Origin of the sequence: Micromonospora sp. NBC_00898 (assembly GCF_045207895.1) — a bacterium.
Classification (GTDB): Bacteria; Actinomycetota; Actinomycetes; order Mycobacteriales; family Micromonosporaceae; genus Micromonospora.
Genome location: NZ_CP108775.1, coordinates 4,000,323 through 4,024,790, shown reverse-complemented (window position 1 = coordinate 4,024,790; position 24,468 = coordinate 4,000,323). Strand labels below are relative to the sequence as shown.

The following is a 24,468-nucleotide window of genomic DNA, read 5'->3' as shown; positions in this document are numbered from 1 at the left end:
AGATGACGACCACCACGCTCCGCCCGCCCGCCCGTCCCACCACGACGGCCCGCGCCGCCGGCCACTCCGCCGAACGCCTCTGGAAGGCCAGCCCGCTGACCTGGTTCGGCCTGGTCCTCGGCGTGCTCCTCTCGCTCTTCCCGTTCTACTGGATGATCGTGATCGCCTCGCGGACCAACGACGCGGCCAACTCCTGGCCGCCGCCGTTCCTGCCCGGCGGCAAGCTCGGCGACAACATCCAGCGGGTGCTCGCCAACGGCGACGCCAACATCGTCAAGGGCCTGCTGAACTCGTTCCTGGTCTCCGGCACGATCACCGTGGCCACGGTCTTCTTCGGCTCGCTGGCCGGGTTCGCCTTCGCCAAGCTCCGCTTCCGGGGCAAGAACGCGCTGCTGCTGATCATCCTCGCCTCGATGATGGTGCCGATCCAGCTGGGCGTGCTGCCGCTGTACATCCTGATGGCCAAGCTCGACTGGCTGAACACCATGCCGTCGGTGACCGTTCCGTTCCTGATCGGCGGTTTCGGCATCTTCATGATGCGGCAGTACGCCGAGCAGGCGGTCCCGAACGAGCTGATCGAGGCCGCCCGGGTGGACGGTTGCTCCACCTGGAAGGTCTACTGGCACGTGGTGGTGCCGGCCCTGCGTCCCGCCGCCGCGGTGCTCGGCCTGCTCACCTTCATGGAACAGTGGAACCAGTTCTTCTGGCCCTTCGTGGTGCTGGCCGACCCGGCCAACCCGACCGTCCAGATCTCCCTGCGCAGCCTCAACACCGCCTACTTCGCCGACAACTCCCAGATCTTCGCCGGTACGTTGATCGCCACCCTGCCCCTGTTCATCGTGTTCGTACTGTTCGGCCGCCAGATCATCGGCGGCATCATGGAAGGCGCCGTCAAGTCGTGAGCAACCCAGCCAGCCCGCCCGCCGTCGGAGTCCTCGACCAGGGTCCGGAACTGACCTTCCCGCCCGGCTTCCTCTGGGGCGCGGCGACCGCCGCTTACCAGATCGAGGGCGCGGCGAGCGAGGGCGGCCGAACCCCGTCGATCTGGGACACGTTCAGCCACACCGAGGGGCGGACGGTGGCCGGGCACACCGGCGACGTGGCCTGCGACCACTACCACCGGATGCCCGACGACGTCCGGCTGATGGCCGACCTGGGGCTGAAGTCGTACCGGTTCTCGGTCTCCTGGCCCCGGGTCCAGCCCGGCGGCTCGGGGGCGGCCAACCAGGAGGGCCTGGACTTCTACCGGCGGCTGGTCGACGAGCTGCTGGGCCACGGCATCGAGCCCTGGCTGACCCTCTACCACTGGGACCTGCCGCAGCCGCTCGAGGACGCCGGCGGCTGGCCGGCCCGGGACACCGCCGGCCGGTTCGCCGACTACGCCCAGCTCGTCGCGGACGCCCTCGGCGACCGGGTGAAGTACTGGACCACGCTCAACGAGCCGTGGTGCTCGGCCTTCCTCGGGTACGGCTCGGGCGTGCACGCGCCGGGCCGCTCCGACGGCGGCGACGCGGTCCGGGCCGGGCACCACCTGATGCTCGGCCACGGTCTCGCGGTGCAGGCGCTGCGGGCGTCCCGCCCCGACGCCCAGCTCGGCATCACGCTCAACCTCTACCCGGTCACCCCGGCGTCCGACGCCGTCGGGGACGTCGACGCCGCGCGGCGGATCGACGGGCTGGCGAACCGGTTCTTCCTGGACCCGGTGCTGCGCGGGTCGTACCCGGCGGAACTGCGGGCCGACCTGCGCGGGGTCAGCGACTTCGGGCACGTCCGGGACGGCGATCTGAAGATCATCTCCAGCCCGCTGGACGTGGTGGGGATCAACTACTACAGCCGCCACGTCGTCGCCGCTCCGATCGAGGGGGCGGAGCCGGAGGCGTACTGGCGGTCGCCGTCGTGCTGGCCGGGCAGCGAGGACGTCCGGTTCGTCACCCGGGGCGTGCCGGTCACCGACATGAACTGGGAGATCGACGCCCCGGGCCTGGTCGAGACCCTGGAGCGGGTCCACCGCGACTACACCGACCTGCCGCTCTACATCACCGAGAACGGCTCCGCCTTCGTCGACGCGGTGGTCGACGGCCAGGTCGACGACGTCGACCGGCTGGCGTACTTCGACGCGCACCTGCGCGCCGCGCACGCCGCGATCACCGCCGGCGTGCCGCTGAAGGGCTACTTCGCCTGGTCACTGATGGACAACTTCGAGTGGGCGTGGGGGTACACCAAGCGCTTCGGCATGGTCCACGTCGACTACGACAGCCAGCTGCGGATCCCCAAGTCCAGCGCCAGGTGGTACGCCGATGTGATCCGACGCAACGGCCTGGCCGCACAATAGGCTGGGCCAGCCAGTAACGGGCGGCCCGGCACCGTCGCCGTAACAGGTGCCGGGCCCGTCCGACGTCGGAGGAGCAGCAGACCATGACAACGCAGCGCACGCGGTCGCTCGGGCGCCCGACCCTCGACGCGGTCGCGGCCCGCGCCGGCGTCGGGCGCGGCACGGTCTCCCGCGTGGTCAACGGCTCGCCCCAGGTCAGCCCGGAGGCCCGGGCCGCCGTCCAGCAGGCCATCGCCGAGCTGGGGTACGTGCCGAACCGCGCCGCCCGGGCGCTGGTGACCCAGCGGACCGACTCGGTGGCGCTGGTGGTCTCCGAGTCCGGCGAGCGGGTCTTCACCGAGCCGTTCTTCGCCAGCATCGTCCGGGGCGTCAGCTCCGGGCTGCTGGAGACCCCGATGCAGCTCTGGCTGGCCATGGTGCAGTCGCCGATCGAGCGGGAACGGGTCGAGCACCACCTGACCAACCAGCACGTCGACGGCGTCCTGCTGCTCTCGCTGCACGACTCCGACCCGCTGCCCACCCTGCTGGAGGAGCGCGGCCTGCCCACCGTGCTCGGCGGTCGGCCGGCCCGGATGCTGCACCCCAACGCCCAGCCGGCCTGGTTCGTCGACGTGGACAACGTCGGTGGCGCCCGGCAGGCGGTGGAGCACCTCTTCGCGCGGGGGCGGCGACGCATCGCCACCATCGCCGGGCCGCAGGACATGGGCGCCGGCCTGGCCCGGTTGTCCGGCTACCGGGAGGCCGTCCGGGCCGCGGGACTCACCGTCGAGGAGGACCTGATCGCGTACGGGGACTTCAGCGAGGGCAGCGGCACCGCCTGCATGCGCCGGCTGCTGGAGCTCCGCCCCGACCTGGACGCCGTCTTCGCTGCCTCCGACCTGATGGCGTTCGGCGCCCTCCGTACGCTCCGCGAGGCCGGCGCTCGGGTGCCCGAGGACGTGGCGGTGGTCGGCTTCGACGACGCGCCCATCGCCCGGCAGGCCGAGCCCCCGCTGACCACCGTCTTCCAACCGGTGGAGGAGATGGGCCGGCAGATGGCCCGGCTGCTGGTCTCCCGCATCCGCGGCGACGAGGTCCCGAGCCCGCACGTCCTTCTCGACACCAAACTCATCCACCGCGCCTCCGCCTGACCGGCCCGGCCCGGCCCGGTCAGGCGGTTGCCGGGACGGTGTGTGGCACGGGGCTTGCTACGGCATTCACCGGCCGACATGCTGTGGAGCTGAATCGTCTGCGACATCGCCGCGCCGGTGCGCAGGGTGGGAGGTGGCGGCGGCCGAACGTCCCGTCGTCGGTTGCCGGCCCGGCCGAATCGTTTGCGACATCAGCTCCAAAGGCGGTCCAGGGAGGGTAGGTCCCCGGACGGGGCGGACCGTGTCCCCGCAGGTCCGTCATTTCTCCCGGACGGCGCGCAGGCCGTGCTCCACCAGCGGCGCCACCATCTCGCCGATCCGGTCGAAGCCGCTGCCGAGCGTCTGCCCGAGGGTGTGCCGGTAGTGGATCCCCTCGCAGATCACCGCGAGCTTGAAGCAGCCGAGCGCCACGTGCCAGTGCAGCGGCCCCACGTCGACGTCGCTGCGGCCGGCGTACCGGTCGATCAGCTCGTCCCCGCTCGGGAAGCCGGCGCGCGGGCCGATCCCGTCGGCGACCGGGTTGCCCTCGGCGAGCTTGCTGTCGCCGAGCACGCTCCAGTAGGTCAGCAGCAGCCCCAGGTCGGCGAGGGGATCGCCGAGGGTGGCCATCTCCCAGTCCAGCACCGCCCGCACCTCGACCGGGTCGACGGCGGCGAGGAGGTTGTCCAGCCGGTAGTCGCCGTGCACGATCCGGCCCGCGTTGGCGCCCTCCGGCACGGTGTCGGCGAGCGCTTCGCGCAGCTCGTCGATGCCGGGCAGGTCCCGGCTGCGCGAGCGGTCGAGCTGGCCGGCCCAGCGGCGCACCTGTCGGCCCAGGTAGCCCTCGGGACGGCCGAAGTCGGCCAGCCCCACGGAGGCCGGCTCGACCATGTGCAGCGCGGCCAGGGTGTCCATCATCGCCATGGCCAGGTCGCGCCGCTGCCCGGGGGTGAGCGGATCGGTCTGCGCCCGGGTCCGGTAGACCTCGCCGTCGACCTTCTCCATCAGGTAGAACGGCGCGCCGAGCACGTCGGCGTCGGCGCAGAGCAGCAGCGCCTCCGGGACGGGGACGTCGGTCGGCGCCAGCGCAGAGATCACCCGGTGCTCGCGGGCCATGTCGTGCGCGGTGGCCAGCACGTGCCCCAGCGGGGGCCGGCGCAGCACCATCTCGCGCCCGCCGGCGCGCACCAGGTACGTCAGGTTGGACTTGCCGCCGGCGATCAGCCGCGCCGACAGCGGGCCGCCGGCCAGCTCGGGCCGCCGCTCGGCGAGGTACGCGGCGAGCCGGTCGAGATCCAGGCCCTTCGGGGACCGGTCGGACGCCGAGCCGGTCGGGGTCTGGGCGGGGTCGACGGCGGCCGGGTCGGTCATCCGAATAGTTGATGGCAGCTCAGCTTTCTTGTCAAGGTCGGATTTTCCGCCGGGACATGCCGCTGCAACAGGGGCGAAATGGTCAACCGGCAGGCTGGTGCCCAGCCTGCCGGCCGCCACGGCCGGCCCGCCGAGCGGAGGGACCAGACATGTTGCTGAGAGTTCGGGTGACCCTGCCGGACCGACCCGGGACGCTCGGCCAGGTGGCCCGCACACTCGGCGTGTCCGGCGCCGACATCGTCCAGGTGGTGGTGCTGGAGCGGCTCGGCGGGCGGGCGGTCGACGACTTCACGGTGGTCTGGCCGGGGGTGGCGCGGGTGGAACGGCTCCTCGCCGGCCTGGCCGCGATCCCCGGCGTCAAGGTGGACGGGGTGTGGCGGGCGATCGGCGCGCCGACCACCACCGGCCACGACGCCGAGCTGCTCGCCCAGGTCGCCGCGAACCCCACCGACGGGGTGGCCACCCTGGTCGACGCGGCGCCCGGGCTGCTCGCCGCCGACTGGGCGGTGGCCGCCGTCGTACCGCTGGACTGGGCCTCGCGCAGCGGCGGGGCGGGCGAGGCGACGGTCGGGCACGCGAGCTGGCGTGCCCCGGAACCGCCGCGGCTGCCGGAGGTGACCCCGCTGCGGGCCCGGGCGATGACCACCGCGGACGGCGACCACTACGCGGTCGCACCGTTCGGCCGGGCCGGCCTGGTGCTGGTGGTGGCCCGCGACCACAGTGAACCGCTGGCGGCCGCCGGGTTCCACGCCACCGAGGTGGACCGGCTGGCCCAGCTGGTCCGGGCCAGCGCGGTGATCCTCGGTGACCGGCTCGACCTGGTCGGCGCACCGCCGGTGACCAGCGTCACCTGACCGGTTCCCGCCGCGTCATCGCCGGGCAACGGCGGCGCAACAGCCGGCCGGCAGAGTCGGGCGGTGAGGAAGGGAGCACACATGGCGCTGTGGCGGATCCGAGCCACCGTGGACGACCGGCCGGGCTACCTGTCGGTCCTCACGGCGAGCCTCGCGTTGCGCGGGGTCAACATCCTCACCGTGCAGGTGCACACGACCGAGGTGGGCGCCGTCGACGATTTCCTCGTCGACGCGCCCGACCAGTTGACCGAGGCGGACCTGCTGGCCGCGATCGAGCGAGGGCGGGGCCGGGACTGCTGGGTGGCGCGCAGCGAGGCGCGCGGCCTCGCCGACCAGCCCACCCGGGTGCTCGGCCTGGCCAACCGGCTGGTTCGCGACCCGGACGGGGCCGGGGAGGCGCTGCGCGCCCTGCTCGGCGCGGACACGGTGACCTGGCGGCCGGTGCCGGTGGGCGCCCGGCCCGGGATCGGCGCGGCGACGATGCTGCTCGCCGATCCGGCCGGCGGGTCGTTCGAGCTGCGCCGGGCCGCGCCCAGCTTCACTCCGGCCGAGTACGCCCGGGCGCAGGCGCTCGTCGAGCTGGCCGGCACGGCCGCCCGCCGCGCCTCGGAACAGGTCACCCTGCTCCTGCCCGACGGGGCGGAGCTGCTGGTCCGGCCAGCGACCGGGGACGACCTGCCGGGGGTGGTGGAGCTGCATGCGGCGTGCTCGGCGCGCAGCCGGCAGCGGCGGTACCTGGGCGGCGCGGCGTGTCCGCCGGCGCCCCGGCTGCGTCGGCTGCTCGAACCGGCGCGGGGGGTCAGCCTCGTCGCGACGCAGGGCGGCTCCGGCGGGGAGGCGGAGCCGGTCGTCGCGATGGCGAACCTGCTCGCGGAGGGGGACGAGGCCGAGGTGGCGCTGTTGGTGCGGGACGACTGGCAGCGGCGTGGCCTCGGCACGGCGCTGCTACGCCGCCTGGTCGGGCACGCCGAGCGGGCCGGGTACGCGGCCGTGGTGCTGCACGTCCACGCCGAGAACACGCCGATGCTGCGGACCCTGGCCCGGCTGGGCCGCCCGGCCCCGGTGGAGCGGGACGGGTCGGTGCTGACCGCGACGGTGCCGTTGGGCGCGGACGCGCGATCGCCTACACCGAACGCGAGACGCTGAAGGCCCGCGTGCTTTCGCGTCAGGCAAACGACCGCCGCAAGGGCCTCTGGACGCGCGAGCGACCCTTCGGCTACCTCGTGGAGAACTACCGCCTTGTCCAGCATGCGACGGAGGCCCCGCTAGTGCGTGAGCTTGCACGACGAGCGGAGGACGGGGCATCGCTGCGCGCACTCGCCTCCTGGCTCGACGCCGAAGGTGTACCAACGCCCAAGGCTGCGAAAGGGTACCGGCGACCTACGAAACCCGCTCGCGACCAACGAACCTACACCGCCCCGCCGGTCTGGCAGCTTCAGAGCGTGCGGGTGATCCTCCGAAACCCCGCGCTCGCCGGGTGGATGCCGAACAAGGGCCACCCTGTCCGGGGCGAGGACGGCGAGTTGGTCACCGTCACCGACGCCCCGATCCTCACGCCCGGCGAGTGGCACGCCCTGCAAGCCGCTCTCGACGCGCGCTCGGCGCTCAACGCCGACGGTCGTCGGCGACCGGCCGTCGGTGCCCCGCCCGCTCACGAGCTGAGCCGATTGCTGCGCTGCGAGTGCGGGGGCGCGATGACCTTCCAGCGTGGCGGGCGAGGCAGCCGCAAGAAGGGGCCGGACGCCTTCAAGTGCGTTGCGCGCTCGCAGGGCGCGAGCCCGTGCCCCGGCAACTACGTCAACGCGAACGCGATCACCGTCGATGTAGCCCAGCGAGTGTCGATCAGGGTTGCTGCGCTCGACCCCGGCTCACCCGAGTTTGAGGCGGTCGCCGCGCGGTGGCTCCGCGAGCAAGACCCGGTAGACGACGCCGAGCGCCGCGCCGCCGTCGTGGCCGTCGCCAACGCCGAGGCCGCCGTCGCGGACCTGGAAGCCGCCCGCTACGAACGCGGTGAGTTCGTAGGCGAGAATGGCATCGCCCAGTGGACGGCACTCTACGAACGCGCCGCCGCCCGCCTCGCGGCTGCCACAGCGGCCGTACCTACCGACGAGCGGGTCACCGATGTCGGCGGGCTCCTGGACGCTTTCGCGTTGCTCGACGGGGGTTCGGCCGAGGACCGGCGCGCGCTCTACAGGCTCGCATTCGACACCGTGGCCGTCATGCGCGACCGCGCCCCTGCCCGACCATAAACGTTTCCGCATTCGCTGGGCCGGCGAAGCGGACGCGCCAGCCGTCTAGACAGCCTCCTACCCCTCCCGGACCGTGGCCGCTCGGCGACGGCCCGCCCTGACCGGGGTGGCCGACAAGACCGCCGAGAAGGTGGCCGCCCTACTGACCGAGCGACCGACGGCCAGTGTCGAGGAGGTGGCCGGCACGATCGGGCGCGCCCCGAGAACGACCCGCCGGTCCATGTCGGCCGCCTGCGCCAGAATGTCCGCGACCGCCCCGGCCGTGGCCGCCGCCTAACGTCCCGCCCAGCGGGGCCGGTGCCCGCCCACGGCCCGGCCCGGCCCCGCCCGCCCGCCTAGCAAGGAGCGCCCGACATGCCCTGGCGACCGCAACCGATGTCCCTGGTCTACACCGCCCTCGTACCCGTCGCACGACTACACCGGCAACGGCGTCATCGTCGCCGTGCGCGCTGGGGGCCGAGTCGTCGGACACCTCACCCGAAAGGACTGGGACGCCGTGGGTTTCCTCCCGCGCGGGGACCTGGACGCCGAGGGCCATGCGGTGCGTCTCATGGTCTACGAGATCCTGCGCACGTTCGCCCGCGATGGTCGACCGATGCGCGCGGCGTGGATCTCGATTCTGTGCCGCACGACGCACGTCGCGCCCGTCGTGGGGCCGTTGGACGGGTTCCGGCACCCGCTCGCCGACGAGTCGCCCACGCCGCTCGACCTGGACGCCCTCGGAGGCTCACGGGATCTGGGGGGCGTTCGAACCGGGCTACCAACGCGCACTCCCGGATGACGCTGTAGGCCAATTCCACCCATCGACGGCGACCGCTGGACAATGTCACATTGGGGATAGGTCAGCCGATCGTGTGGGCGACCAGCAGTCAGTAGCCGCCGACCGAGAGAGCGCCCCTGCTGTCTCGGCGGTTGCGCTCTCGTCGTAGCTTGACGCACCCGTTGAGGGTCGACGGCGACCACTACGGTCGGGTGGTGAACATCGGCGAGGTCGTCTTTGGTGGCGCGGTAACGCTCGCGGGCACCCTGGTCGTCCAGCTCTTCGTCATTCCCGCCGTTCAGGCTCGCACCCGTGGCCAAGAGCGTTGGGAGAGGGACATCCTCGAACTCGCTGCGGTCATCGAGGAGGAGTTTCCGCGTTCGCTCGACACGTAGCAGTGGGTTCACTTGGAGACGCACGAGATGCGGCAATGGAGGGGCCTGCCCGACATCGATGCGAAGAGGCTCGATGAGCGAATCCGCGTTTATGAAGGCGAGTGCCTGCGCGTGGTGCCGATCCGGCAAGCCATGTACCCGACCGACAACGTCTACGCCGTAGGCCCGCTGCGCGGTCGCCCGCACGCCGCCTCACGGTCGTTTCAAGATCATGTGGTGAGTTGGAGGATGGTGAAGGGTCGGTGCATGTCGCGGCTGGCCCAGCGGGTGGCTTCGGTGATGTCGTGGCGTCCGGCCAGGCGTATCGCTCCGATGGCGAGGTTGCGGAGGGTGGCCATGATGCGGGGGCCGGAGCGGGTTCGGGTGGTGGAGGCGTCTTCGGCGTAGAGGGTGTCGCGCAGCCAGTGCAATGACTCGACGCCCCAGTGGCTTTGGGGGTAGCCGGCCAGGTCGGCGGGGCTGGCGACGGTGGCGGGTAGGTTGGTGACGCCGAGCGCGGCGGCGGCGCTGGGGTGCTCTCCGGCCAGGTCGGTGACGTAGCGTTCGACGAGGTAGACCTGTGCGGCGTGGGGGAACGGCAGGTCGGGTGGCGCGGGAAGCACCCGGATCGTGCGTCGGGTGATCCGGGCGTGGCCGATGTCGGTGTGGCAGTACGTGATCGGGGTCTGCGACCAGGGCAGGGCGTTGACCGCGGTGTAGAGGGCTTGGCGGTTCTCCTTGACGGGCAACACGTAGAAGCCGTCGCGGGCGTGGATGTGCGCCGCGGTCGCCTTGACGGTGTGTAACGCATCGGCGGTGACCACCGCATCGCGTAGATCCCGGATCCGGTCCAGAACCTCGGTGGCGTGCGGCACCTCGTTGGACTTGGTGTCGATCTGGGTCTGCGCGGCGACGACCGTGACGTCGCCGGGCCGGCCGGCCAACGCCGCGAGGAGGTGAACCTGGGTGCCGTCGGCGTCGGTGGCGCCGCGGACCACCTTGCCGTCGAGGCGTACCTGCATCAACCCCGACGGGCCACTACCGTCGGGCTCACCGGCGGCGTCGGGTGCGGTATCCGGGCGCTCATCGGCCATTCGGGTCATCAGCCAGGTCCCCACCACCTGGTCGAATGTCTGCGCGTCCGTGTCGGTGACGACCCGCCAGATCGTCGCCTTCGACGGCGGGAACCTGACCGTGGGCTTGCCACCGCCGCGTTCGTACAGGCGCCGCCGCAGCGCCTCGGGCACGTCGGCGACCCAGCCGGCGATCGCGGTGTAGCCACGCATCCCGGCCACGACCGCTCCCGCGGCCAACGCCAGGACCACCGCGACCGGGTGATCCCGGCCCTGCTCCGAGCGCCCGTCCGACACCGCGGCGAACAGTTCGAGCAGTCCAACCCGCCCCGCCGTCGCGGGAAGGCAAACCTCGGACGCTAGGGCCGGCGCCTCGACGACCCTGATGGCAGACTGGTCCACAACGAAGCTCCGGGGTGACGTGGATCTGTGAGAGGACCCCATGTCATACCGGAGCTTCGCCCCTATCGACTGAGCGACACACCGCCGACGAGCAGACCGCGGCAGACATCACCGTCCACACGCGACCCGTCCCGAGCAGCTCACCGACCCCACCAGCCCAAGATCAATGATCTTGAAACGCCCGTGCACGCCGCCTACACCCACACCGGCCGCGCCGGGCTGGCCTGGGAACTGCGCGGTGGTACACGATGCCGCAATCGGCCGCGCCCACACGCCGGTGGAACGCCGTGCGCTGCTCGCCTGGTCGAGGTACACCTACGCCGACGCGCTCCCCGCGTGGCTCGCCACGGCCGCGGCCGAGGGCTGGCCCCGCCCGCCCTACACGCTGACCGCGTGAAGTCAGGGCGCGCGGTCGGTGGAGACAACCCGGGAGCGCCCCTTACGCTTCATCCGCCCGCCCCCGGGTTACTGATGGAAGCTTGAAGGAGCGTTTAAACAAATTGCCCGCCCCCCGCCTACTCCCCGACAACGACGTGCTCGTACAAATGCGCCGCCAAGGGGCCACCTACGCGGAAATCGCCAAAACCTACGGCGTCTCCGAGCAGGCCGTTTACAACCGCTTGAGGCAGGCCCGCGCCGTCACGCCTACGCCGCGGCATCGCGACTTTCTGCCCTGGACCGTGAAGCGCGAGCACACGTTCGCCCTTGACGCCCAGGTGCTGAGGCTGCTCTCCCGCGAGACCCGCGAAGGTCGCGACGCTATCCCCGCCAGCAAGCGCGGCATGGTCGACAACTGGCTGCGCCGCTTGCGCGAAGAGGACGCCGTCGTGTGCTACGACCGGGAGCGTGGTTTCTTCCACGCGCCGCGCACGCCCGCCGATGGCGATTCTCTGATCCGTCCCGAAGGAGTAGAGACGACCGACCCCGTCGACGGGCGGCTCGGCGCGAAGATTCGCCAGGCCGTCGCCGTCCGCGACCGTGAGGTCGCCGCCCAGCGGGCCACTGCCGCGCCGACGCCCCGCGATCGGTTCGAGATGCAGACGCAGGATGAGGGCAAGGTTTACCTCGCCGCCTCGCAGGACGCTCAAGGGCACTTCCTGCTCAGCGTCGAGGGCCGCGACGCGACCGAGGTGACGCTCGACCGGGCCGACCTGCTGCGCCTGATCGAGCACGCCGCGCGGCTGCTCGCCCAGGCCGAATAACGGCCCGCGCGTAGACGCGCCTCCGAAGGCCCCCGCTCCAGGCTCGCACAGCTCAGGGCGGGGCCTTCGTGGGTCTAGAGGGTCGCCTCTTCGGCGGCGATCTCGGCGAGCCGCTGCACAGTTCTTCGCGCTGGCCGCGCCAGCGACGCCGCCCGTCGCTTTCGGTGGCCGCCAGTGGTCGCCGTTCCGATGTAGGGCGCCTCTCTGGGCGTTGGCAGAACCTAACGGGGTCAGACGCTCGGCGGTAGCGCCGTCCAGTCTTGGAAATTGCCGTACAGCCGACCGTCCTCGCCGACGGTGACCGCGTGGACGAGCAGGTCGCCGCCGACGAAGGCGCCCTTCCAGGAGGCGCCCCGGCCGCCGAACGGCTCCTCCCGGTCGCCGCGGGAGCGGGGCTTGTTGATGCCCACCTTGAACGCCTGGAGGTCGACCGCGAGCTTCGCCGCCTCGTCGGTGTCGTCGCAGGCCAGCGACGCCACGAGCGCGCCGTTGGAGGCGTTCATCGCGGCCAGCAGCTCGTCGGTGGTGTCCACCACGACGATGGTGTCGACCGGGCCGAACGGTTCGGCGTGCATCAGCCGGGACCGCCCGGGCGGGGCGAGCAGTACCGCCGGGGCGACGTACGCCGAGGTGTCCTGCCCGTCGAGGAAGGGCGCGCCGTCCAGCTTGGCGCGGTGCAGCGGCACCGCGCCGCCGCGTACCGCCTCGTCGACCTTGCGGCGCAGCTCCTCGGCCTTGGCGGCGCTGATCAGCGGGCCGAAGTCCAGCTCGGGCAGCGGGTCGCCGGCCGTCCAGTCGGCGCCGACGGCGAGCGGGTGTCCGAACCGGACGGACCGGACCACCGGCAGGTACATGTCGAGGAACTCGTCGACCAGGTCGCGCTGGACCACGAACCGGGGGTACGCGGTGCAGCGCTGCTTGCCGTATTCGAAGCCCTTCTTCAGGTGGGCGGCGAGCATGTCCCACTGGGAGAAGTTCCAGATGCCCCAGGCGTTGAGGCCCTCCTGCTCGATGAAGTGCCGCTTGTCGGAGTCGAGCAGCGCGGCGGCCACCTTGCCGCCGTTGGAGCGGCCGCCGACGAAGGCGACCGCGCCGATCTCCGGCGCCCGCACCAGGACCTCGGACAGCTCCTCGCCGCCGCCCGAGACGAGGGTGGCGGGGAGCCCGGCGCGGCGCATCAGGGCGTGCGCGACGGTGAGGCAGACCGCGCCGCCCTGGGACGGGGTCTTGGCGATGACCGCGTTGCCGGCGAGCAGCTGTACGAGCTCGGCGTGCACCAGCACGCTCATCGGGTAGTTCCAGGAGGCGATGTTGCTGACCGGTCCGGGCAGCGGCTCCCGGCCGTCGGCGAGCATCCGGTCGATCTCGTCCACGTACCAGCGGACGCCGTCCAGGGCGCGGTCCACGTCGGCGCAGGCCAGCCGCCACGGCTTGCCGATCTCCCAGACCAGCAGCATGGCGAGCAGGTCGCGGTGCGCGGTGAGCGCGTCCAGGGCGTCGGTGACCCGAGCCTTGCGATCGGCGAGCGGGGTCTGCGCCCACTCCCGGTGCGCGGCGGCGGCGTGGGCGACGGCCGCACGGGCCGAGTCGGCGTCGAGCCGGGCCAGGTTGACCAGGACGGTGTTGTCGACCGGGGTGCGGACCGGGGTGGGTGCCCCGACCGCCCGCCAGTCGCCCTCGACCAGGTTGTGCAGGGTGGTGACGCCGTCGGCCGGCGCCCCGAAGGCCTCCGGCGCGGCGGCCACCGCGCGGGCGAGCGTGTCGGACCAGGCGGTGCCGTCGGCGAGTCTGAGAGCCATCGCGATCTCCTCAGGGTGGACCGGGGGAGCGGCGGCGTCGATGGCACCGCTGGTGTCGGGTACTGTCCCGCGCCATCGAGCGCGGCGGCAACCGTACGCTCGTATGCCAGGACACCAGGCCCGCCGTCCGGCACCGCTCGCGGAAGCTCGCCGCCGTCGACCACCGGCTCCTACCTGGGCATACGTCTCAAGCTGATCGATGTGTACCGATGATGTGATCCATGCCCGGGCGGCGTCGACCGAGTTACCTGTCAGTACGGATCTGTACCGGATCCGGTTCAACGACCGCTGGAGAGCCGCGCAGCGCCGCCACCGCCTCGTCGGTCGAGCAGACCGTGCCGAGGCGGCGGAAGATGTAGTCCACCGCGAACTCGTGGACGTGGGCGTCCAGTCCGGACATCGCGTCGTGTGGGAGGACTACGCGATAGCCGATCTCCTCGGCCACCCGGGCGGTCTGCTCGACGCCGAAGTTGGTGACCAGGCCGGCGATGACCAGCGTGTCGACGCCCCGTTCGCGCAGGGCGGCGTCCAGCCCGGTCTCGTGGAAGGCGCCCCAGCTGTGCTTGACGATCTCCAGGTCGCCGGGGCGCGGCACGGCCTCGGGAACCAGTTCGCTCCCCGCCGGCTGTGGGTCGGGGCCGGGCCGGTCGACCCGGACCACCACGACGGTGGCGCCGGCGGCGCGGGCCGCCTCGGCGACGGCGACGCAGCGGGTGACCACCTCGGCCCCGGTGTGCGGGGCGGTGGGCAAATCCACGATGCGACGCTGCAGGTCGATCAGGACGACGGCGGTGCGCTTCGGGTCGAGAGCTTCCACGACCAAGATCGTATCGGGCCAGCGGCTGCTCAGGCGTCCCGCAGGCGGTGAGTCGGTAAGGGGTGTGCAGCTCGGCCGACCTGCCCTCGGCGTGCCGTCCGGCAAAGACGAACCGGCCGCCGGACGGATGTCCGACGGCCGGTCCCGTTCACCGGCTGGGGTCAGCTGGTGAAGGTGATCTTGTCGCGACGGCGGCGGAGCACCATCAGCGCGACGCCGCCACCGATCAGCGCGAGGCCGGTCAGCGCGGTGCTGGTCGCGGCCACGCCGGTGAGCGGCAGGCCGCCCTCGGTGCCGGTACCGCCACCGCTACCGCCGCCCGCCGAGCCCGACGGGTTCGCGGACGGGTTGTCGGACCCGCCCGGCGCCGGGGTCTCCCCGCCCGGGGAGGACGGGGTCGGGGAGGGTGACTCGCTCGACCCGCACGGCTGGACCCAGAACACCTTGTGCTTGTCGTCGAACGCCTTGCCGTCGGTCAGGTGGACGTTCAGCTTGAGGTGGTAGCCCTGCTTCGGCTGGAGCTCGAGCCCGGTCAGGTCCAGGTCCTTGCCGGGGATCATGATGGCCGCGTCGTGGTCGTTCTCCGCGCCCTTGGCGGGGTCGTCGCTGATCACGACGTTCTGCATCGACCAGACCACCTGGCCCTGGCCGGAGGGAGCCTGTGCGGTGAGGCTGATGTTCGCCGCCTGGTCCTCGTCGAAGTTGAAGAACTCCAGCTCGAAGTCGCAGGTGACGTGCGGCTCGTTCTGTACCCGGTCGCTGAACTCTGCCCCGTCGATCTTGACGGTGCCGTTGTCGCCATTGGGGTTGTGGCCGGCGTTGCCCGTCTGGGTCGCGACGGCCGCCCAGGTCGGGGTGGCGAGGGCGAGGCAGGCCGTGGCGGCGGCTGCGGTTAGGGCCGCGCGCGCAACGTGCCGACGCTGTGGCATGTGGATCCTCCGAACTTGGAAAATGGAGACGGCACATGTTCGCATGAACCGATCGCCGGGGCGACACCGGAGACATCGGGCGATCGGTCTGAGCTGGGGCGACGTGGCGGCCACGAACCGTGCTCACGCCGATCTCTTCGTCGATGCGCCGCGTGTCGATGTAACGCTGGTGATCACTGTGACGCCGCGACCTGTCGAGCTTCCACCGATTTCTCCGGCCTTCATGGACGGGCGGCAGATCGACTACATTGGCAACTATCCATGGAAGCGCTCCCGCGCCCTCATGGTCACGACGCCACAACCATCTGGCAGCTGACCTCCTCGACGCCCCCCATCCGGTCGGTGCTGCCGTTCGCCGCCGTTGACAGAAGCCCGCCACGCAACCACACCCGCAGCAACCCCAGGCCGACCGCCTTCACCCTCAACGGCGTCCCCTGCACCGTTGCCCGACCCGTCGTCGCCGGTTGCCGGTCGCGCCGACCGGCGACCGGCCACGATCCGGCTGGCTAGGCTCGAACCGTGTGGGCCCGGGGACGCAGTGACACCGTGGTCTTCGTCGTCTACGACGGGGTGCGGCTGCTCGACGTCACCGGGCCGCTGGAGGTGCTCACCGTGGCCAACGAGCACGGCGGGTCGTACCGGCCGCTGCTCGCCTCGCCCGACGGACGGGACGTGGTGAGCAGCGCCGGCGCCCGGCTCGGCGCCGACCTGGCGCTGCCCGACGTGACCGGCCCGGTGGGCACCCTGGTCGTGCCCGGCGCGCCCGACTGGCAGGCCGCCGTCGCGGACCAGGCGCTGCTGGCGCAGATCCGCCGGCTCGCCGCGGGCTCCGCCCGCACCGCCTCGGTCTGCGCCGGGGCGTTCCCCCTCGCCGCCACCGGCCTGCTGGACGGCCGCCGGGTCACCACCCACTGGGACCTCGCCGACCAGCTCGCCGCGCAGTTCCCGAAGCTCGCCGTCGACCCGGACCCGATCTTCATCGCCGACGGCCGGATCATCACCTCGGCCGGGATCACCGCCGGCATCGACCTGACCCTCGCGCTGGTCGAGGCGGACCTCGGCCCGGAGACGGCCCGCGCGGTGGCCCGGCAGCTGGTGGTCTTCATGCAGCGCCCCGGCGGGCAGTCCCAGTTCAGCGTCCGGACCAACACCGCGAGCACCCGCAACGACCTGCTGCGCCGGGTGCTGGACACGGTGGCCGCGGACCCGGCCCGGCCGTACGACCTGGCCGGCCTGGCGGCGCTGGCCGGGGTCAGCGCGCGGCACCTGGGCCGGCTGTTCCGCACCGAGCTGGGCATCACCCCGGCGGTGTACCTCGACCGGGTCCGGTTGGAGGCGGCGCAGGACCTGCTGGAGCGCGGCGACGACACCCTCGACGTGGTGGCCCGCCGGATCGGCTTCGGCTCGCCGGAGACGATGCGCCGGGCCTTCCTTCGCGAACTCGGCGTCACCCCCGGCGCCTACCGCTCCCGCTTCCGCACCACCGGCATCGACCCCGGCCGCTGACCCGCCGCCCGCCCGTCCGGGTCCTGTCGCCGCAGGACGTCCGGGCCTGTCGTCGTGCGACGACAGGCCCGGATCGAGTGGGGGTCAGCGCTGGGCGGCCGTGACGGGTGCCGGGGCCTCGGCCGGGACCGTGTCGCGCTGGCGCAGCGCGACCAGGCCGGCGGCGGCCAGCAGCCCGACGGAGAGCCAGAGCCCCACCGCGACGCCCCCGGAGTCCGACAGCGCGCCCGAGATCAGCGGGCCGACCCCCTGACCGACCGAGAAGGCCACGGTCAGCAGGGCGATGCCGGCGGTCCACCCGCCGGCCGGCAGGGCCCGTCGGGCGAGCATGGTGGCCGCCGTCGGGCCGGCCATGAACGAGCTGCCGAAGACCGCCGCCGACACCAGCGCCGCGGGCAGCCCGGCCGGCAGCAGCAGCACCGGCAGCACACCGACCAGCACCAGCCCCGAGACCAGCGCGGGCGCCCGGCCGCCGGGCAGCCGCCCGATCACCCGCCCCCACACCGTCAGCGTGGCCACCGCCGAGGCGAGACCGAGCACCACGAAGAAGGTGGCGATGCCCGGGGTGCCGAGACCCTGGTCGCGCAGGAGCGCGATGACGAAGGTCATGTAGCTGACGTAGCCGGCGCCGAACAGGACGTACCAGGCGAACGTCGGAGCGAGCCGGGCCAGGTCCGCGCGAGGCAGCCCGGCACCGGTCGTCGCGGCCGCCGCCGGGACCCGCCCGACGGCGAGCAGGGCCGGCCCGACCGCGAGCACGGCCACCACGCCGAGCAGCAGCCAGCCGGCCCGCCACCCGGCGTCCCCGGCCACCGCGAGCGCCGCCGGCACGAGCAGCCCGGAGAGCACCACGCCGATGCCGACGCCGGCCATGTAGAGGGCGACCAACAGCGCGGCCCGGCGCTGGCCACCGCCGGTGCCGACCCGGGCGGCGAGCGCCGACCCGAGCACGAAGGAGACCGCTGTGGCCAGCCCGCCGACGAACCGCAGCAGGGTCAGCGCCGGGTAGTCCGCGGTGGTCGCGGTGAGCAGCAGGACGAGCGCGCTGATGGCGAGGGCGCCCGCGAAGGCGACCCGGTCGCCGAGCCGGCGGGCCCAGAGCACCGCCGTCCCGGCGCCGATCACGTAGCCGGCGGCGTTCGCCGTGTTCAGGCCGCCGGCCTGGGCGTACGTCCAGTGCAGGTCGCCGCGCATGGCGGGCAGCAGCAGGGCGTACGCGAAACGGGTGAAGCCGAGCGCGACCACCGGGCCGGCGGCCAGGCCGAGCGCGATCAACGTCTCGCGCCGGCGTGGATTCGGGGACATGGTTCCTCCTCGGTCGGCGGGCTCGTCGGCCCGCTGACAGGTGGAACCGGGACGGGTCGGGGGGTGATGGCCGTCCGTACGGACAGGTGACCCTCGGATCGGGACATCGGTCGCCTAGGGTGGTTCGTCCAGAATGCGGACTATTCGGCCAGTTCGTCCGCGAGGAGGTCCATCAGGAGGGCGTCGTGCCAGCGGCCGTCGGCGCCGCGCTCGTAGCGGCGCATGATGCCCACCGGACGGAAACCCACCTTCGCGTACGCCCGGATCGCCGCCGTGTTCGCCGCCGCCGGGTCGATGGTGAACCGGTGGTGGCCGTGCTCGTCGACCAGGTGCCGGGCCAGCGTGCGGATCGCGTCCCCACCGAGGCCGGCGCCGCGTACCGCCGGGTCGAGGAAGATGTCCATCGCGGCGTGCCGGTAGTCCGGGTCCGGCTCGCCGTACCACTGGATCGCGCCGACCACCCGGCCGTCGTGCTCGATGGCGTACACGGTCAGGTCGTCGTCGGCCAGGTCGGCGCGGACGGCCTCGGCCAGGTCGTCGCCGCCCCGCCACCAGTGCCGGACCTCCGGGGTGGCCCGGATCGCCGCGAGGGCCGGCACGTCCGCGTCCGTCGCCGGTCGCAGCGTCACCGTCCGCCCCAGCAGCACGGCCTCAGCCCCGGATCTCGCCGTGCTCGACGCAGACCGCCGACCAGCCGACCGGCAGCACCTGCACCTTCATCCGGCGCCGGCAGCGGGCGCAGTAGCGCGGCGGCTCCAGCGCCCGGGCCGCCGCGCACCTCGGGTGGGGACCCGCCGCGGCGGATTCACCGCAGCGGTCGCACCAGAGCTCGGTCACCGTCGGCCTCACAGCGTCGCGGAGAGCGCCTTGACCGGCATCTTCAGGTCGTCCAGCAGCGCGAGGTCGTCGGTCGCCGGCCGGCCCAGGGTGGTCAGGTAGTTGCCGACGATCACCGCGTTGATGCCGCCCAGCAGGCCGTCCCGGGTGCCCAGGTCGCCGAGGGTGATCTCGCGGCCGCCCGCGTACCGGAGGATGGTGCGCGGCATGGCCAGCCGGAACGCGGCGATGGCCCGCAGCGCGTCCTTGCCCTCCACCACCGGGCGGTCCCCCAGCGGGGTGCCCGGGCGCGGGTTGAGGAAGTTCAACGGCACCTCGTGCGGGTCCAGCTCGGCGAGCTGCGCGGCGAACTCGGCGCGCTGCTCGACGGTCTCGCCGAGGCCGAGGATGCCGCCGCAGCAGACCTCCATGCCGGACTCGCGGACCATCTTCAGCGTCTCCCAGCGCTCCTCCCAGGAGTGCGTGGTGACCACGTTCGGGAAGTAGGAGCGGCAGGTCTCCAGGTTGTGGTTGTAGCGGTGCACGCCCATCTCGACCAGCTCGTCGACCTGCTCCTGGCTGAGCATGCCCAGCGACGCGGCGACCTGGATGTCGACCTCCGCCTTGATGGCGGCGACACCCTCGCGCATCTGCTTCATCAGCCGGGCGTCCGGGCCGCGCACGGCGGCCACGATGCAGAACTCCGTCGCCCCGGTCGCCGCGGTCTGCTTCGCCGCCTCCACCAGGGACGGGATGTCCAGCCACACCGAACGGACCGGCGAGTTGAACAGCCCCGACTGGGAGCAGAAGTGGCAGTCCTCCGGGCAGCCGCCGGTCTTCAGCGAGACGATGCCCTCGACCTCGACCTCCGGGCCGCACCAGCGCATCCGCACCTCGTGGGCGAGCTGGAGGGCGGCGGGGACGTCTTCGTCGGGCAGGTTCAGCACGGCGAGGACGCCGGCCTCGTCGAGGCCGACGCCGTTCTCCAGCACCTGGGTACGGGCCTGGTCGAGGATCTCTGGCATGGCTCGTACCCTACAAGGCCGCTCCGGGGTGGAAAAACGCCCGAGGCCCGAGGCTCGACCCGGGCACCAGCGGCGTCCGAGCAGCCCGGCGGGGCGGCCCGCGCCACGCCGGGGCCGGTCGGCCGGGTGGTAACTTCGCCCGGCGGGAGCGCCGGTGGGCGCGGCGGACGAGGGGAGTGACGGTGGCGGACTGGCTGGCGGCGCTCGACCGCCGCGCCGAGCTGCGGGCCAGGGCGGGGCTCACCCGCACCCTGCGCCCGCGCGCCGCCGGCGACGCCGTGGTCGACCTGGCCGGCAACGACTACCTCGGCCTGGCCACCCACCCCGAGGTCACCGCCGCCGCCGCGCGGGCATTGTCGGCGTACGGGCTGGGGGCCACCGGGTCGCGCCTGGTGCGCGGTTCCACCGACGCCCACCACGCCCTCGAGGACACCCTCGCCGAGTGGCTCGGCACCGACCGGGCGCTGGTCTTCTCCTCCGGCTACCTGGCCAACCTCGCCGCCGTCCGGGGCGTCGTCGGGCCGCGTACGTTGCTCGTCTCCGACGCCCACAACCACGCCTCGCTGATCGACGGCTGCCGGATCTCCGGCGCGGAGACCGTGGTCACCCCGCACGCCGACGTCGACGCGGTGGCCGCCGCGCTGGCCGCCGCGCCCGGCCGGCCGGCCGTGGTGGTCACCGAGTCGATCTTCTCCGTCGACGGCGACCTGGCCCCGCTGGCCGCGCTGCACGCCGTGGCCCGGCGGCACGGCGCGCTGCTGCTGGTCGACGACGCGCACGCGCTCGGCGTGACCGGCCCGGCCGGCGCCGGCGGCGTGGCCGCCGCGGGCCTGTCCGGCGAGCCGGACGTGGTGGTCGCCGCCACCCTGTCGAAGGCGCTCGGCGGCGCGGGCGGCGTGGTCGCCGGCCCGGCCGAGTTCGTCCGCCACCTGGTGGAGACGGGCCGGACGTTCATCTTCGACACCGCGCTGCCCCCGGCGGTGGCCGCCGGGGTCGCCGCCGCGACGCGGCTGGCCCGCGCCGGCGACGACCTCCGCGCCGAGCTGGCCGACCGGGCCGCGCTCGCGGTGCGCCGGCTCGGCGCCGCCGGGCTTACCGTCTCCGCCCCCGACGCGGCGGTGGTCTCGGTGACCGCCCCGAGCCCGGAGGCGGCGACCGCCTGGGCGGCGGACTGCCGTGACCGCGGGGTCGCGGTGGGCTGCTTCCGGCCACCGTCCACACCGGACAGCCGCTCCCGCCTCCGGCTCACCATCAGCGCGGGGGTGTCCCGCCTGGACTACGAGCGGGCGCTGGACGCCATTGTGGAGTGTGCGCCCGTGAGCGCGAGGAGTGAGCCGGGTTTGCGAGCCCCGCAGTCGCGAACCGAGGTGACCCCGTGAGCGCGAGGAGTGAGCCGGGTTTGCGAGCCCCGCAGTCGCGAACCGAGGTGACCCCGTGAGCGCGAGGAGTGAGCCGGGTTTGCGAGCCCCGCAGTCGCGAACCGAGGTGACACCATGACGGATGGCGGGTGGACGGGGCCGGTGCTGGTGACCGGCACGGACACCGGGGTGGGCAAGACCGTGGTGACCGCGGCGATCGCCGCCGCGGCGCAGGCCGCCGGGCTGCGGGTCGCCGTCATCAAGCCCGGCCAGACCGGTACGGCGACCGGCGAGCCGGGCGACGCCGACTCGGTGACCCGACTGGCCGCCCCGCTGACCGCCCGGACCCTGGCCAGCTACCCGGACCCGCTCGCCCCGCTCGCCGCCGCCCGGGTCGCCGAGCTGGAGCCGCTGGAGCTGTACGCGGCGGTCGACGCGGTCCGCGAGGAGGCTGACAAGCACGACCTGGTGCTGGTCGAGGGGGCCGGCGGGCTGCTCGTACCGATGGGGCTGCGGCCCTCGGGGGAGCCCTGGACGGTGGCCGACCTGGCGGTGTCGCTGGGCGCCCCGGCGGTGGTGGTGGCCCGCGCCGGGCTCGGCACGCTGAACCACACCGCGCTCACCCTGGAGGCGTTGGAGCGCCGGGCCGTCCCGGCCGGGGTGGTGATCGGCGCCTGGCCGGCCGCGCCGGAGCTGGTGCACTGGACGAACCTGACCGACCTGGTGCCGAACCTGCTCGGTGCCCTGCCCGACGGGGCGGGCGGCATGGACCCGGGGGTCTTCCGCCGCTCCGCGCCCGGCTGGCTGACCCCGGCGCTGCACGGGGTGCTGGACGACTGGCGCACCTGGGCCGAGGACATCAGCTAGGGTACGCCGCGACCGTCTCCAGGATTTCGTACGGCGGCTGCCGGCGCGGGTCCTGGTAGCGGCGCAGCGGCGCGGTGGTGCCCCGGTGGGTGGCGCCACCCTCCCAGTCCTGGAAGGCGGCCAGGCTGGTCCACTCGCTCATCACCACGAAGCTCGCCGGGTCGACGGCGGAGCGCAGCAGCTGGTTGCCGAGCAGCCCGGGGGTGCCGGCCAGGGCCCGGCTGACCCGGTGGTACGCGTCCCGCACCGGCGCGCCGTCGCCGTCGACCCGGTGCCAGAGCAGGATGCGGACGCTCATCACATCCCCCCGTCCACGGTGAGGGTCTCCCCGGTGACGCAGCGGGCCAGGTCGCCGGCGAGGAAGAGCACCGCGCCGGCCACCTCCTCGGCGGTGCCCGGTCGGCCCAGTGCCACCGGCGGGTGGGTGTCCGCGGCCCCCGGCGCCGGCCGGCGCTCCGGTGCCGACCCGCGCTCCGCCGCCGGCGGGGCGACGGCGGGGCCGAGGCCCTGCATGGCGGTGCCCACCCAGTGCCCCTGGGTGGCGCTGCCCAGCCAGTGGCCCTGCGGCGCGGCCACCGGCGCCGGCGGTGCGGTCGCCCCAGCGTCGGTCGGGTCGAGGGCGATGCGCCCGGTGGCCACCGCGTTGACGCGGACGCCGTCCGGGCCCAGTTCCCGGGCCAGCGCCCTGGTCAGCCCGAGCACGCCCGCCTTCGCGGCCAGGTCGTGCGCCCGGGCCGGCCGGCCGCGCAGGGCCGCCGCCGAGGTCAGGTTGACCACCGAGGCGCCCGTGCCGAGCAGCGGCAACGCCTCTCGGGTGACCAGGAACATCCCGGTCAGGGTGCCGTCGAGCACTCGCCGCCACTCGGCCACGGTCAGCGCGGCCAGCCGCGCCGAACCGCTCGCGGTGTCCGCGTTGACCAGCACGTCCAGTCCCGACAGCTGCCGCCGGCACAGGTCGAGCAGCTGGGCCACCTCGCCCGGGTCGGTGACGTCGGCGCGTACCAGGTGGTGGGCGCCGGCCCGCTCCTTGAGCCGGACCCGCAGGTCGTCCACGGCCGCGCCCTCTGTGCGGTACGCCGCCACCACCGTCGCCCCGGCGTCGGCCAGGGCCAGCGCGACGGCCCGACCGACGCCCCGGTCGACACCGGTGACCAGCGCGCGCCGGCCGTCCAGCCGCGCCCCGTCGCGGTCGCCCGCGCTCACGCCGGCCGGCATTCGAGCACCGCCCACCGGCCGGCCGTCGGCTCGCCGACCAGCTCGAAACCGCCGGCGCGCAGCAGCTCCCGCCACTGCGCCGCGTCGCGTTCCCGGCCGCCGAAGCGCAGCAGCATGTCGATGTCGAGGAACTTGCCGTGGTCCCACGCGTTCAGCGGGGTCAGCACGTGCTCCAGCACCAGCAGGCGGGCCTGGGCGTCGGCGCCGGTCGCGGCGCGGATCCGGCACAGGATCGCCACCGCGTCCTCGTCGTCCCAGTCGTGCAGCACCGCCTTGAGCACGTACGCGTCGAAGCCGCCGGGCAGCTCGCCGAAGAAGTCACCGGGCCGCACCTCGGCCCGGTCCGCCACCCCCCGGGCGGCGAACACCCCGGCCGCCACCTCGGCCACGTGCGGCTGGTCGACCAGCGTCCCGCGCACCGAGGGGTGCCGGTGCAGCAGCTCGGCCAGGAAGTGGCCCCGGCCGCCGCCCACGTCGGCCACCCGGCCGAAGCGCCCGAAGTCGTACGCGTCGAGGAACTGCCGGGTGGTGGTCGCGCTCATCCGGGTCATCGCCCGGTCGAAGACCGCGCTCACCTCGGGGTGCGCCCGCAGGTGGTCGAAGAAGTCGGCGCCGAACAGCTCCGGGAAGACCGGCTCGCCGGTACGCAGGCTGTCGACGATGCGTCCGTACGGCGCCCACATCTCCTCGGAGCCGTTGAACAGGATCATGTCCCGCTGGCTCTGCGGCACGTCCGCGCGCATCGCCTCGGCCAGCTCGGTGAGCGCGAACTCCCGGCCCTCCCGCTCGGCGAACACGCCGACGGCGGCGGCGCAGCGCAGCAGCCGGTACAGCGCCCCCGGATCCGTGTCGGTACGCCGGGCCAGCTCCTCGACCGGCAGCGGGCCGTCGGCCAGCGCGTCGGCGACCTGCACCTCCGCCAGCGCGTAGATGACCTGGGAGATGCGCTTGCCGCTGGTGAGCAGGAGGAGCCGGGCGGGTGCCGGCAACGGCGCGTCGCCGAGCCCGGCCACCGCCTGGGCTCCTCGCCAGTTGCTGTCCATGGGTTCTCCGTTCTCGCCGGGTGTGGGCCGGCGGACCGACCGGTGCCCCGGCCACCGACCGC

Annotated in this window: 26 protein-coding genes; 14 read left to right on the top strand and 12 right to left on the bottom strand. The window is 73.5% G+C overall.

Going from position 1 to position 24,468, the window contains the following annotated elements; translation table 11 throughout:
- Positions 1 to 2: 2 nt before the first annotated feature.
- The 3 genes from OG799_RS19635 (at position 3) to OG799_RS19625 (ending at position 3,462) form a co-directional block, all read left to right on the top strand.
- Positions 3 to 902: a carbohydrate ABC transporter permease gene (locus tag OG799_RS19635; protein WP_406036629.1), complete on the top strand. Its 900-nt coding sequence runs from the start codon at positions 3 to 5 to the stop codon at positions 900 to 902.
- Positions 899 to 2,332: a GH1 family beta-glucosidase gene (locus OG799_RS19630; protein ID WP_406036628.1), complete on the top strand. Its 1,434-nt coding sequence runs from the start codon at positions 899 to 901 to the stop codon at positions 2,330 to 2,332. Before OG799_RS19635 ends, OG799_RS19630 begins: the two co-directional genes overlap by 4 nt.
- An 83-nt stretch (positions 2,333 to 2,415) precedes the next feature.
- The gene (locus OG799_RS19625; protein WP_406036627.1) at positions 2,416 to 3,462 is read left to right on the top strand and encodes a LacI family DNA-binding transcriptional regulator; all 1,047 of its coding nucleotides are present in this window, start codon (positions 2,416 to 2,418) and stop codon (positions 3,460 to 3,462) included.
- 258 nt (positions 3,463 to 3,720) lie between these two features.
- On the opposite strand, the gene OG799_RS19620 is transcribed toward OG799_RS19625, so the two are convergent.
- Positions 3,721 to 4,812: a phosphotransferase family protein gene (locus OG799_RS19620; protein WP_406036626.1), complete on the bottom strand. Its 1,092-nt coding sequence runs from the start codon at positions 4,810 to 4,812 to the stop codon at positions 3,721 to 3,723.
- A gap of 149 nt (positions 4,813 to 4,961) precedes the next feature.
- On the opposite strand from OG799_RS19620, the gene OG799_RS19615 reads away from it, so the two are divergent.
- The 6 genes from OG799_RS19615 (at position 4,962) to OG799_RS19590 (ending at position 9,070) form a co-directional block, all read left to right on the top strand.
- Positions 4,962 to 5,666, top strand: a complete 705-nt coding sequence (locus OG799_RS19615) for an amino acid-binding protein (protein WP_406036625.1) — start codon at positions 4,962 to 4,964, stop codon at positions 5,664 to 5,666.
- Positions 5,667 to 5,747: 81 nt separating this feature from the next.
- Entirely contained in the window at positions 5,748 to 6,812 is a 1,065-nt protein-coding gene (locus OG799_RS19610) for a GNAT family N-acetyltransferase (protein ID WP_406036624.1), read from the top strand.
- A gap of 8 nt (positions 6,813 to 6,820) precedes the next feature.
- Positions 6,821 to 7,915, top strand: a complete 1,095-nt coding sequence (locus OG799_RS19605) for a recombinase family protein (protein WP_406036623.1) — start codon at positions 6,821 to 6,823, stop codon at positions 7,913 to 7,915.
- Between the two features lie 73 nt (positions 7,916 to 7,988).
- Entirely contained in the window at positions 7,989 to 8,192 is a 204-nt protein-coding gene (locus OG799_RS19600; RefSeq protein WP_406036622.1) for a hypothetical protein, read from the top strand.
- Positions 8,193 to 8,465: 273 nt separating this feature from the next.
- The gene (locus OG799_RS19595) at positions 8,466 to 8,696 is read left to right on the top strand and encodes a hypothetical protein (protein ID WP_406036621.1); all 231 of its coding nucleotides are present in this window, start codon (positions 8,466 to 8,468) and stop codon (positions 8,694 to 8,696) included.
- 194 nt (positions 8,697 to 8,890) lie between these two features.
- The gene (locus OG799_RS19590) at positions 8,891 to 9,070 is read left to right on the top strand and encodes a hypothetical protein (RefSeq protein WP_406036620.1); all 180 of its coding nucleotides are present in this window, start codon (positions 8,891 to 8,893) and stop codon (positions 9,068 to 9,070) included.
- 209 nt (positions 9,071 to 9,279) lie between these two features.
- Here the strand turns inward: OG799_RS19590 and OG799_RS19585 are convergent, their stop codons facing one another.
- Complete coding sequence (locus OG799_RS19585; RefSeq protein WP_406036619.1) at positions 9,280 to 10,524, bottom strand: ISAs1 family transposase; 1,245 nt, start codon at positions 10,522 to 10,524, stop codon at positions 9,280 to 9,282.
- 533 nt (positions 10,525 to 11,057) lie between these two features.
- On the opposite strand from OG799_RS19585, the gene OG799_RS19580 reads away from it, so the two are divergent.
- Positions 11,058 to 11,726 carry a hypothetical protein gene (locus tag OG799_RS19580; RefSeq protein WP_406036618.1) on the top strand — a complete coding sequence of 223 codons (669 nt, stop codon included), beginning with the start codon at positions 11,058 to 11,060 and terminating at the stop codon, positions 11,724 to 11,726.
- A gap of 230 nt (positions 11,727 to 11,956) precedes the next feature.
- Here OG799_RS19580 and OG799_RS19575 read toward each other — a convergent pair whose 3' ends face one another.
- From OG799_RS19575 to OG799_RS19565, 3 genes are all read right to left on the bottom strand, one after another.
- Positions 11,957 to 13,525 (bottom strand): aldehyde dehydrogenase family protein, encoded by a 1,569-nt coding sequence (locus OG799_RS19575; protein ID WP_406036617.1) that lies wholly within the window; start codon positions 13,523 to 13,525, stop codon positions 11,957 to 11,959.
- A 244-nt stretch (positions 13,526 to 13,769) separates the two neighbouring features.
- Positions 13,770 to 14,342: an isochorismatase family protein gene (locus tag OG799_RS19570; RefSeq protein ID WP_406036616.1), complete on the bottom strand. Its 573-nt coding sequence runs from the start codon at positions 14,340 to 14,342 to the stop codon at positions 13,770 to 13,772.
- A gap of 161 nt (positions 14,343 to 14,503) precedes the next feature.
- A complete protein-coding gene (locus OG799_RS19565; protein ID WP_406036615.1) occupies positions 14,504 to 15,271 on the bottom strand; it encodes an LPXTG cell wall anchor domain-containing protein in 768 nt (255 codons plus the stop codon).
- 103 nt (positions 15,272 to 15,374) lie between these two features.
- Between OG799_RS19565 and OG799_RS19560 the strand changes: the two genes are divergently transcribed.
- Positions 15,375 to 15,587, top strand: coding sequence for a hypothetical protein (locus OG799_RS19560; RefSeq protein WP_406036614.1), 213 nt, complete (start codon positions 15,375 to 15,377; stop codon positions 15,585 to 15,587).
- A gap of 203 nt (positions 15,588 to 15,790) precedes the next feature.
- Positions 15,791 to 16,777 (top strand): GlxA family transcriptional regulator, encoded by a 987-nt coding sequence (locus OG799_RS19555; protein ID WP_406036613.1) that lies wholly within the window; start codon positions 15,791 to 15,793, stop codon positions 16,775 to 16,777.
- Positions 16,778 to 16,861: 84 nt separating this feature from the next.
- On the opposite strand, the gene OG799_RS19550 is transcribed toward OG799_RS19555, so the two are convergent.
- The 4 genes from OG799_RS19550 to bioB form a co-directional block, all read right to left on the bottom strand.
- The gene (locus OG799_RS19550) at positions 16,862 to 18,082 is read right to left on the bottom strand and encodes a YbfB/YjiJ family MFS transporter (RefSeq protein ID WP_406036612.1); all 1,221 of its coding nucleotides are present in this window, start codon (positions 18,080 to 18,082) and stop codon (positions 16,862 to 16,864) included.
- Positions 18,083 to 18,222: 140 nt separating this feature from the next.
- The gene (locus OG799_RS19545; protein ID WP_406036611.1) at positions 18,223 to 18,729 is read right to left on the bottom strand and encodes a GNAT family N-acetyltransferase; all 507 of its coding nucleotides are present in this window, start codon (positions 18,727 to 18,729) and stop codon (positions 18,223 to 18,225) included.
- Between the two features lie 4 nt (positions 18,730 to 18,733).
- Complete coding sequence (locus OG799_RS19540) at positions 18,734 to 18,931, bottom strand: hypothetical protein (RefSeq protein WP_406036610.1); 198 nt, start codon at positions 18,929 to 18,931, stop codon at positions 18,734 to 18,736.
- A complete protein-coding gene (bioB, locus tag OG799_RS19535; protein ID WP_406036609.1) occupies positions 18,928 to 19,923 on the bottom strand; it encodes a biotin synthase BioB in 996 nt (331 codons plus the stop codon). The genes OG799_RS19540 and bioB overlap by 4 nt, the downstream gene beginning before the upstream one ends.
- Before the next feature lie 182 nt (positions 19,924 to 20,105).
- On the opposite strand from bioB, the gene OG799_RS19530 reads away from it, so the two are divergent.
- Positions 20,106 to 21,302 carry an 8-amino-7-oxononanoate synthase gene (locus tag OG799_RS19530; RefSeq protein WP_406036608.1) on the top strand — a complete coding sequence of 399 codons (1,197 nt, stop codon included), beginning with the start codon at positions 20,106 to 20,108 and terminating at the stop codon, positions 21,300 to 21,302.
- 114 nt (positions 21,303 to 21,416) lie between these two features.
- Positions 21,417 to 22,148: a dethiobiotin synthase gene (bioD, locus tag OG799_RS19525; protein ID WP_406036607.1), complete on the top strand. Its 732-nt coding sequence runs from the start codon at positions 21,417 to 21,419 to the stop codon at positions 22,146 to 22,148.
- On the opposite strand, the gene OG799_RS19520 is transcribed toward bioD, so the two are convergent.
- From OG799_RS19520 to OG799_RS19510, 3 genes are read right to left on the bottom strand one after another with little or no spacing between them, the layout of a single operon-like run.
- Entirely contained in the window at positions 22,141 to 22,446 is a 306-nt protein-coding gene (locus OG799_RS19520) for an antibiotic biosynthesis monooxygenase family protein (RefSeq protein WP_406036606.1), read from the bottom strand. The two genes, bioD and OG799_RS19520, sit on opposite strands and share 8 nt — an antisense overlap.
- Complete coding sequence (locus OG799_RS19515; RefSeq protein WP_406036605.1) at positions 22,446 to 23,351, bottom strand: SDR family NAD(P)-dependent oxidoreductase; 906 nt, start codon at positions 23,349 to 23,351, stop codon at positions 22,446 to 22,448. The genes OG799_RS19520 and OG799_RS19515 overlap by 1 nt, the downstream gene beginning before the upstream one ends.
- Positions 23,348 to 24,406 (bottom strand): methyltransferase, encoded by a 1,059-nt coding sequence (locus OG799_RS19510; protein ID WP_406036604.1) that lies wholly within the window; start codon positions 24,404 to 24,406, stop codon positions 23,348 to 23,350. The genes OG799_RS19515 and OG799_RS19510 overlap by 4 nt, the downstream gene beginning before the upstream one ends.
- Positions 24,407 to 24,468: the final 62 nt, after the last annotated feature.

Coding starts and splice junctions, on each gene's coding strand:
- OG799_RS19635 (WP_406036629.1), top strand. CDS start 3: ATGACGACCACCACGCTCCGCCCGCCCGCCCGTCCCACCACGACGGCC.
- OG799_RS19625 (WP_406036627.1), top strand. CDS start 2,416: ATGACAACGCAGCGCACGCGGTCGCTCGGGCGCCCGACCCTCGACGCG.
- OG799_RS19620 (WP_406036626.1), bottom strand. CDS start 4,812: ATGACCGACCCGGCCGCCGTCGACCCCGCCCAGACCCCGACCGGCTCG.
- OG799_RS19615 (WP_406036625.1), top strand. CDS start 4,962: ATGTTGCTGAGAGTTCGGGTGACCCTGCCGGACCGACCCGGGACGCTC.
- OG799_RS19610 (WP_406036624.1), top strand. CDS start 5,748: ATGGCGCTGTGGCGGATCCGAGCCACCGTGGACGACCGGCCGGGCTAC.
- OG799_RS19595 (WP_406036621.1), top strand. CDS start 8,466: ATGGTCTACGAGATCCTGCGCACGTTCGCCCGCGATGGTCGACCGATG.
- OG799_RS19575 (WP_406036617.1), bottom strand. CDS start 13,525: ATGGCTCTCAGACTCGCCGACGGCACCGCCTGGTCCGACACGCTCGCC.
- OG799_RS19565 (WP_406036615.1), bottom strand. CDS start 15,271: ATGCCACAGCGTCGGCACGTTGCGCGCGCGGCCCTAACCGCAGCCGCC.
- OG799_RS19550 (WP_406036612.1), bottom strand. CDS start 18,082: ATGTCCCCGAATCCACGCCGGCGCGAGACGTTGATCGCGCTCGGCCTG.
- bioB (WP_406036609.1), bottom strand. CDS start 19,923: ATGCCAGAGATCCTCGACCAGGCCCGTACCCAGGTGCTGGAGAACGGC.
- bioD (WP_406036607.1), top strand. CDS start 21,417: ATGACGGATGGCGGGTGGACGGGGCCGGTGCTGGTGACCGGCACGGAC.
- OG799_RS19520 (WP_406036606.1), bottom strand. CDS start 22,446: ATGAGCGTCCGCATCCTGCTCTGGCACCGGGTCGACGGCGACGGCGCG.
- OG799_RS19510 (WP_406036604.1), bottom strand. CDS start 24,406: ATGGACAGCAACTGGCGAGGAGCCCAGGCGGTGGCCGGGCTCGGCGAC.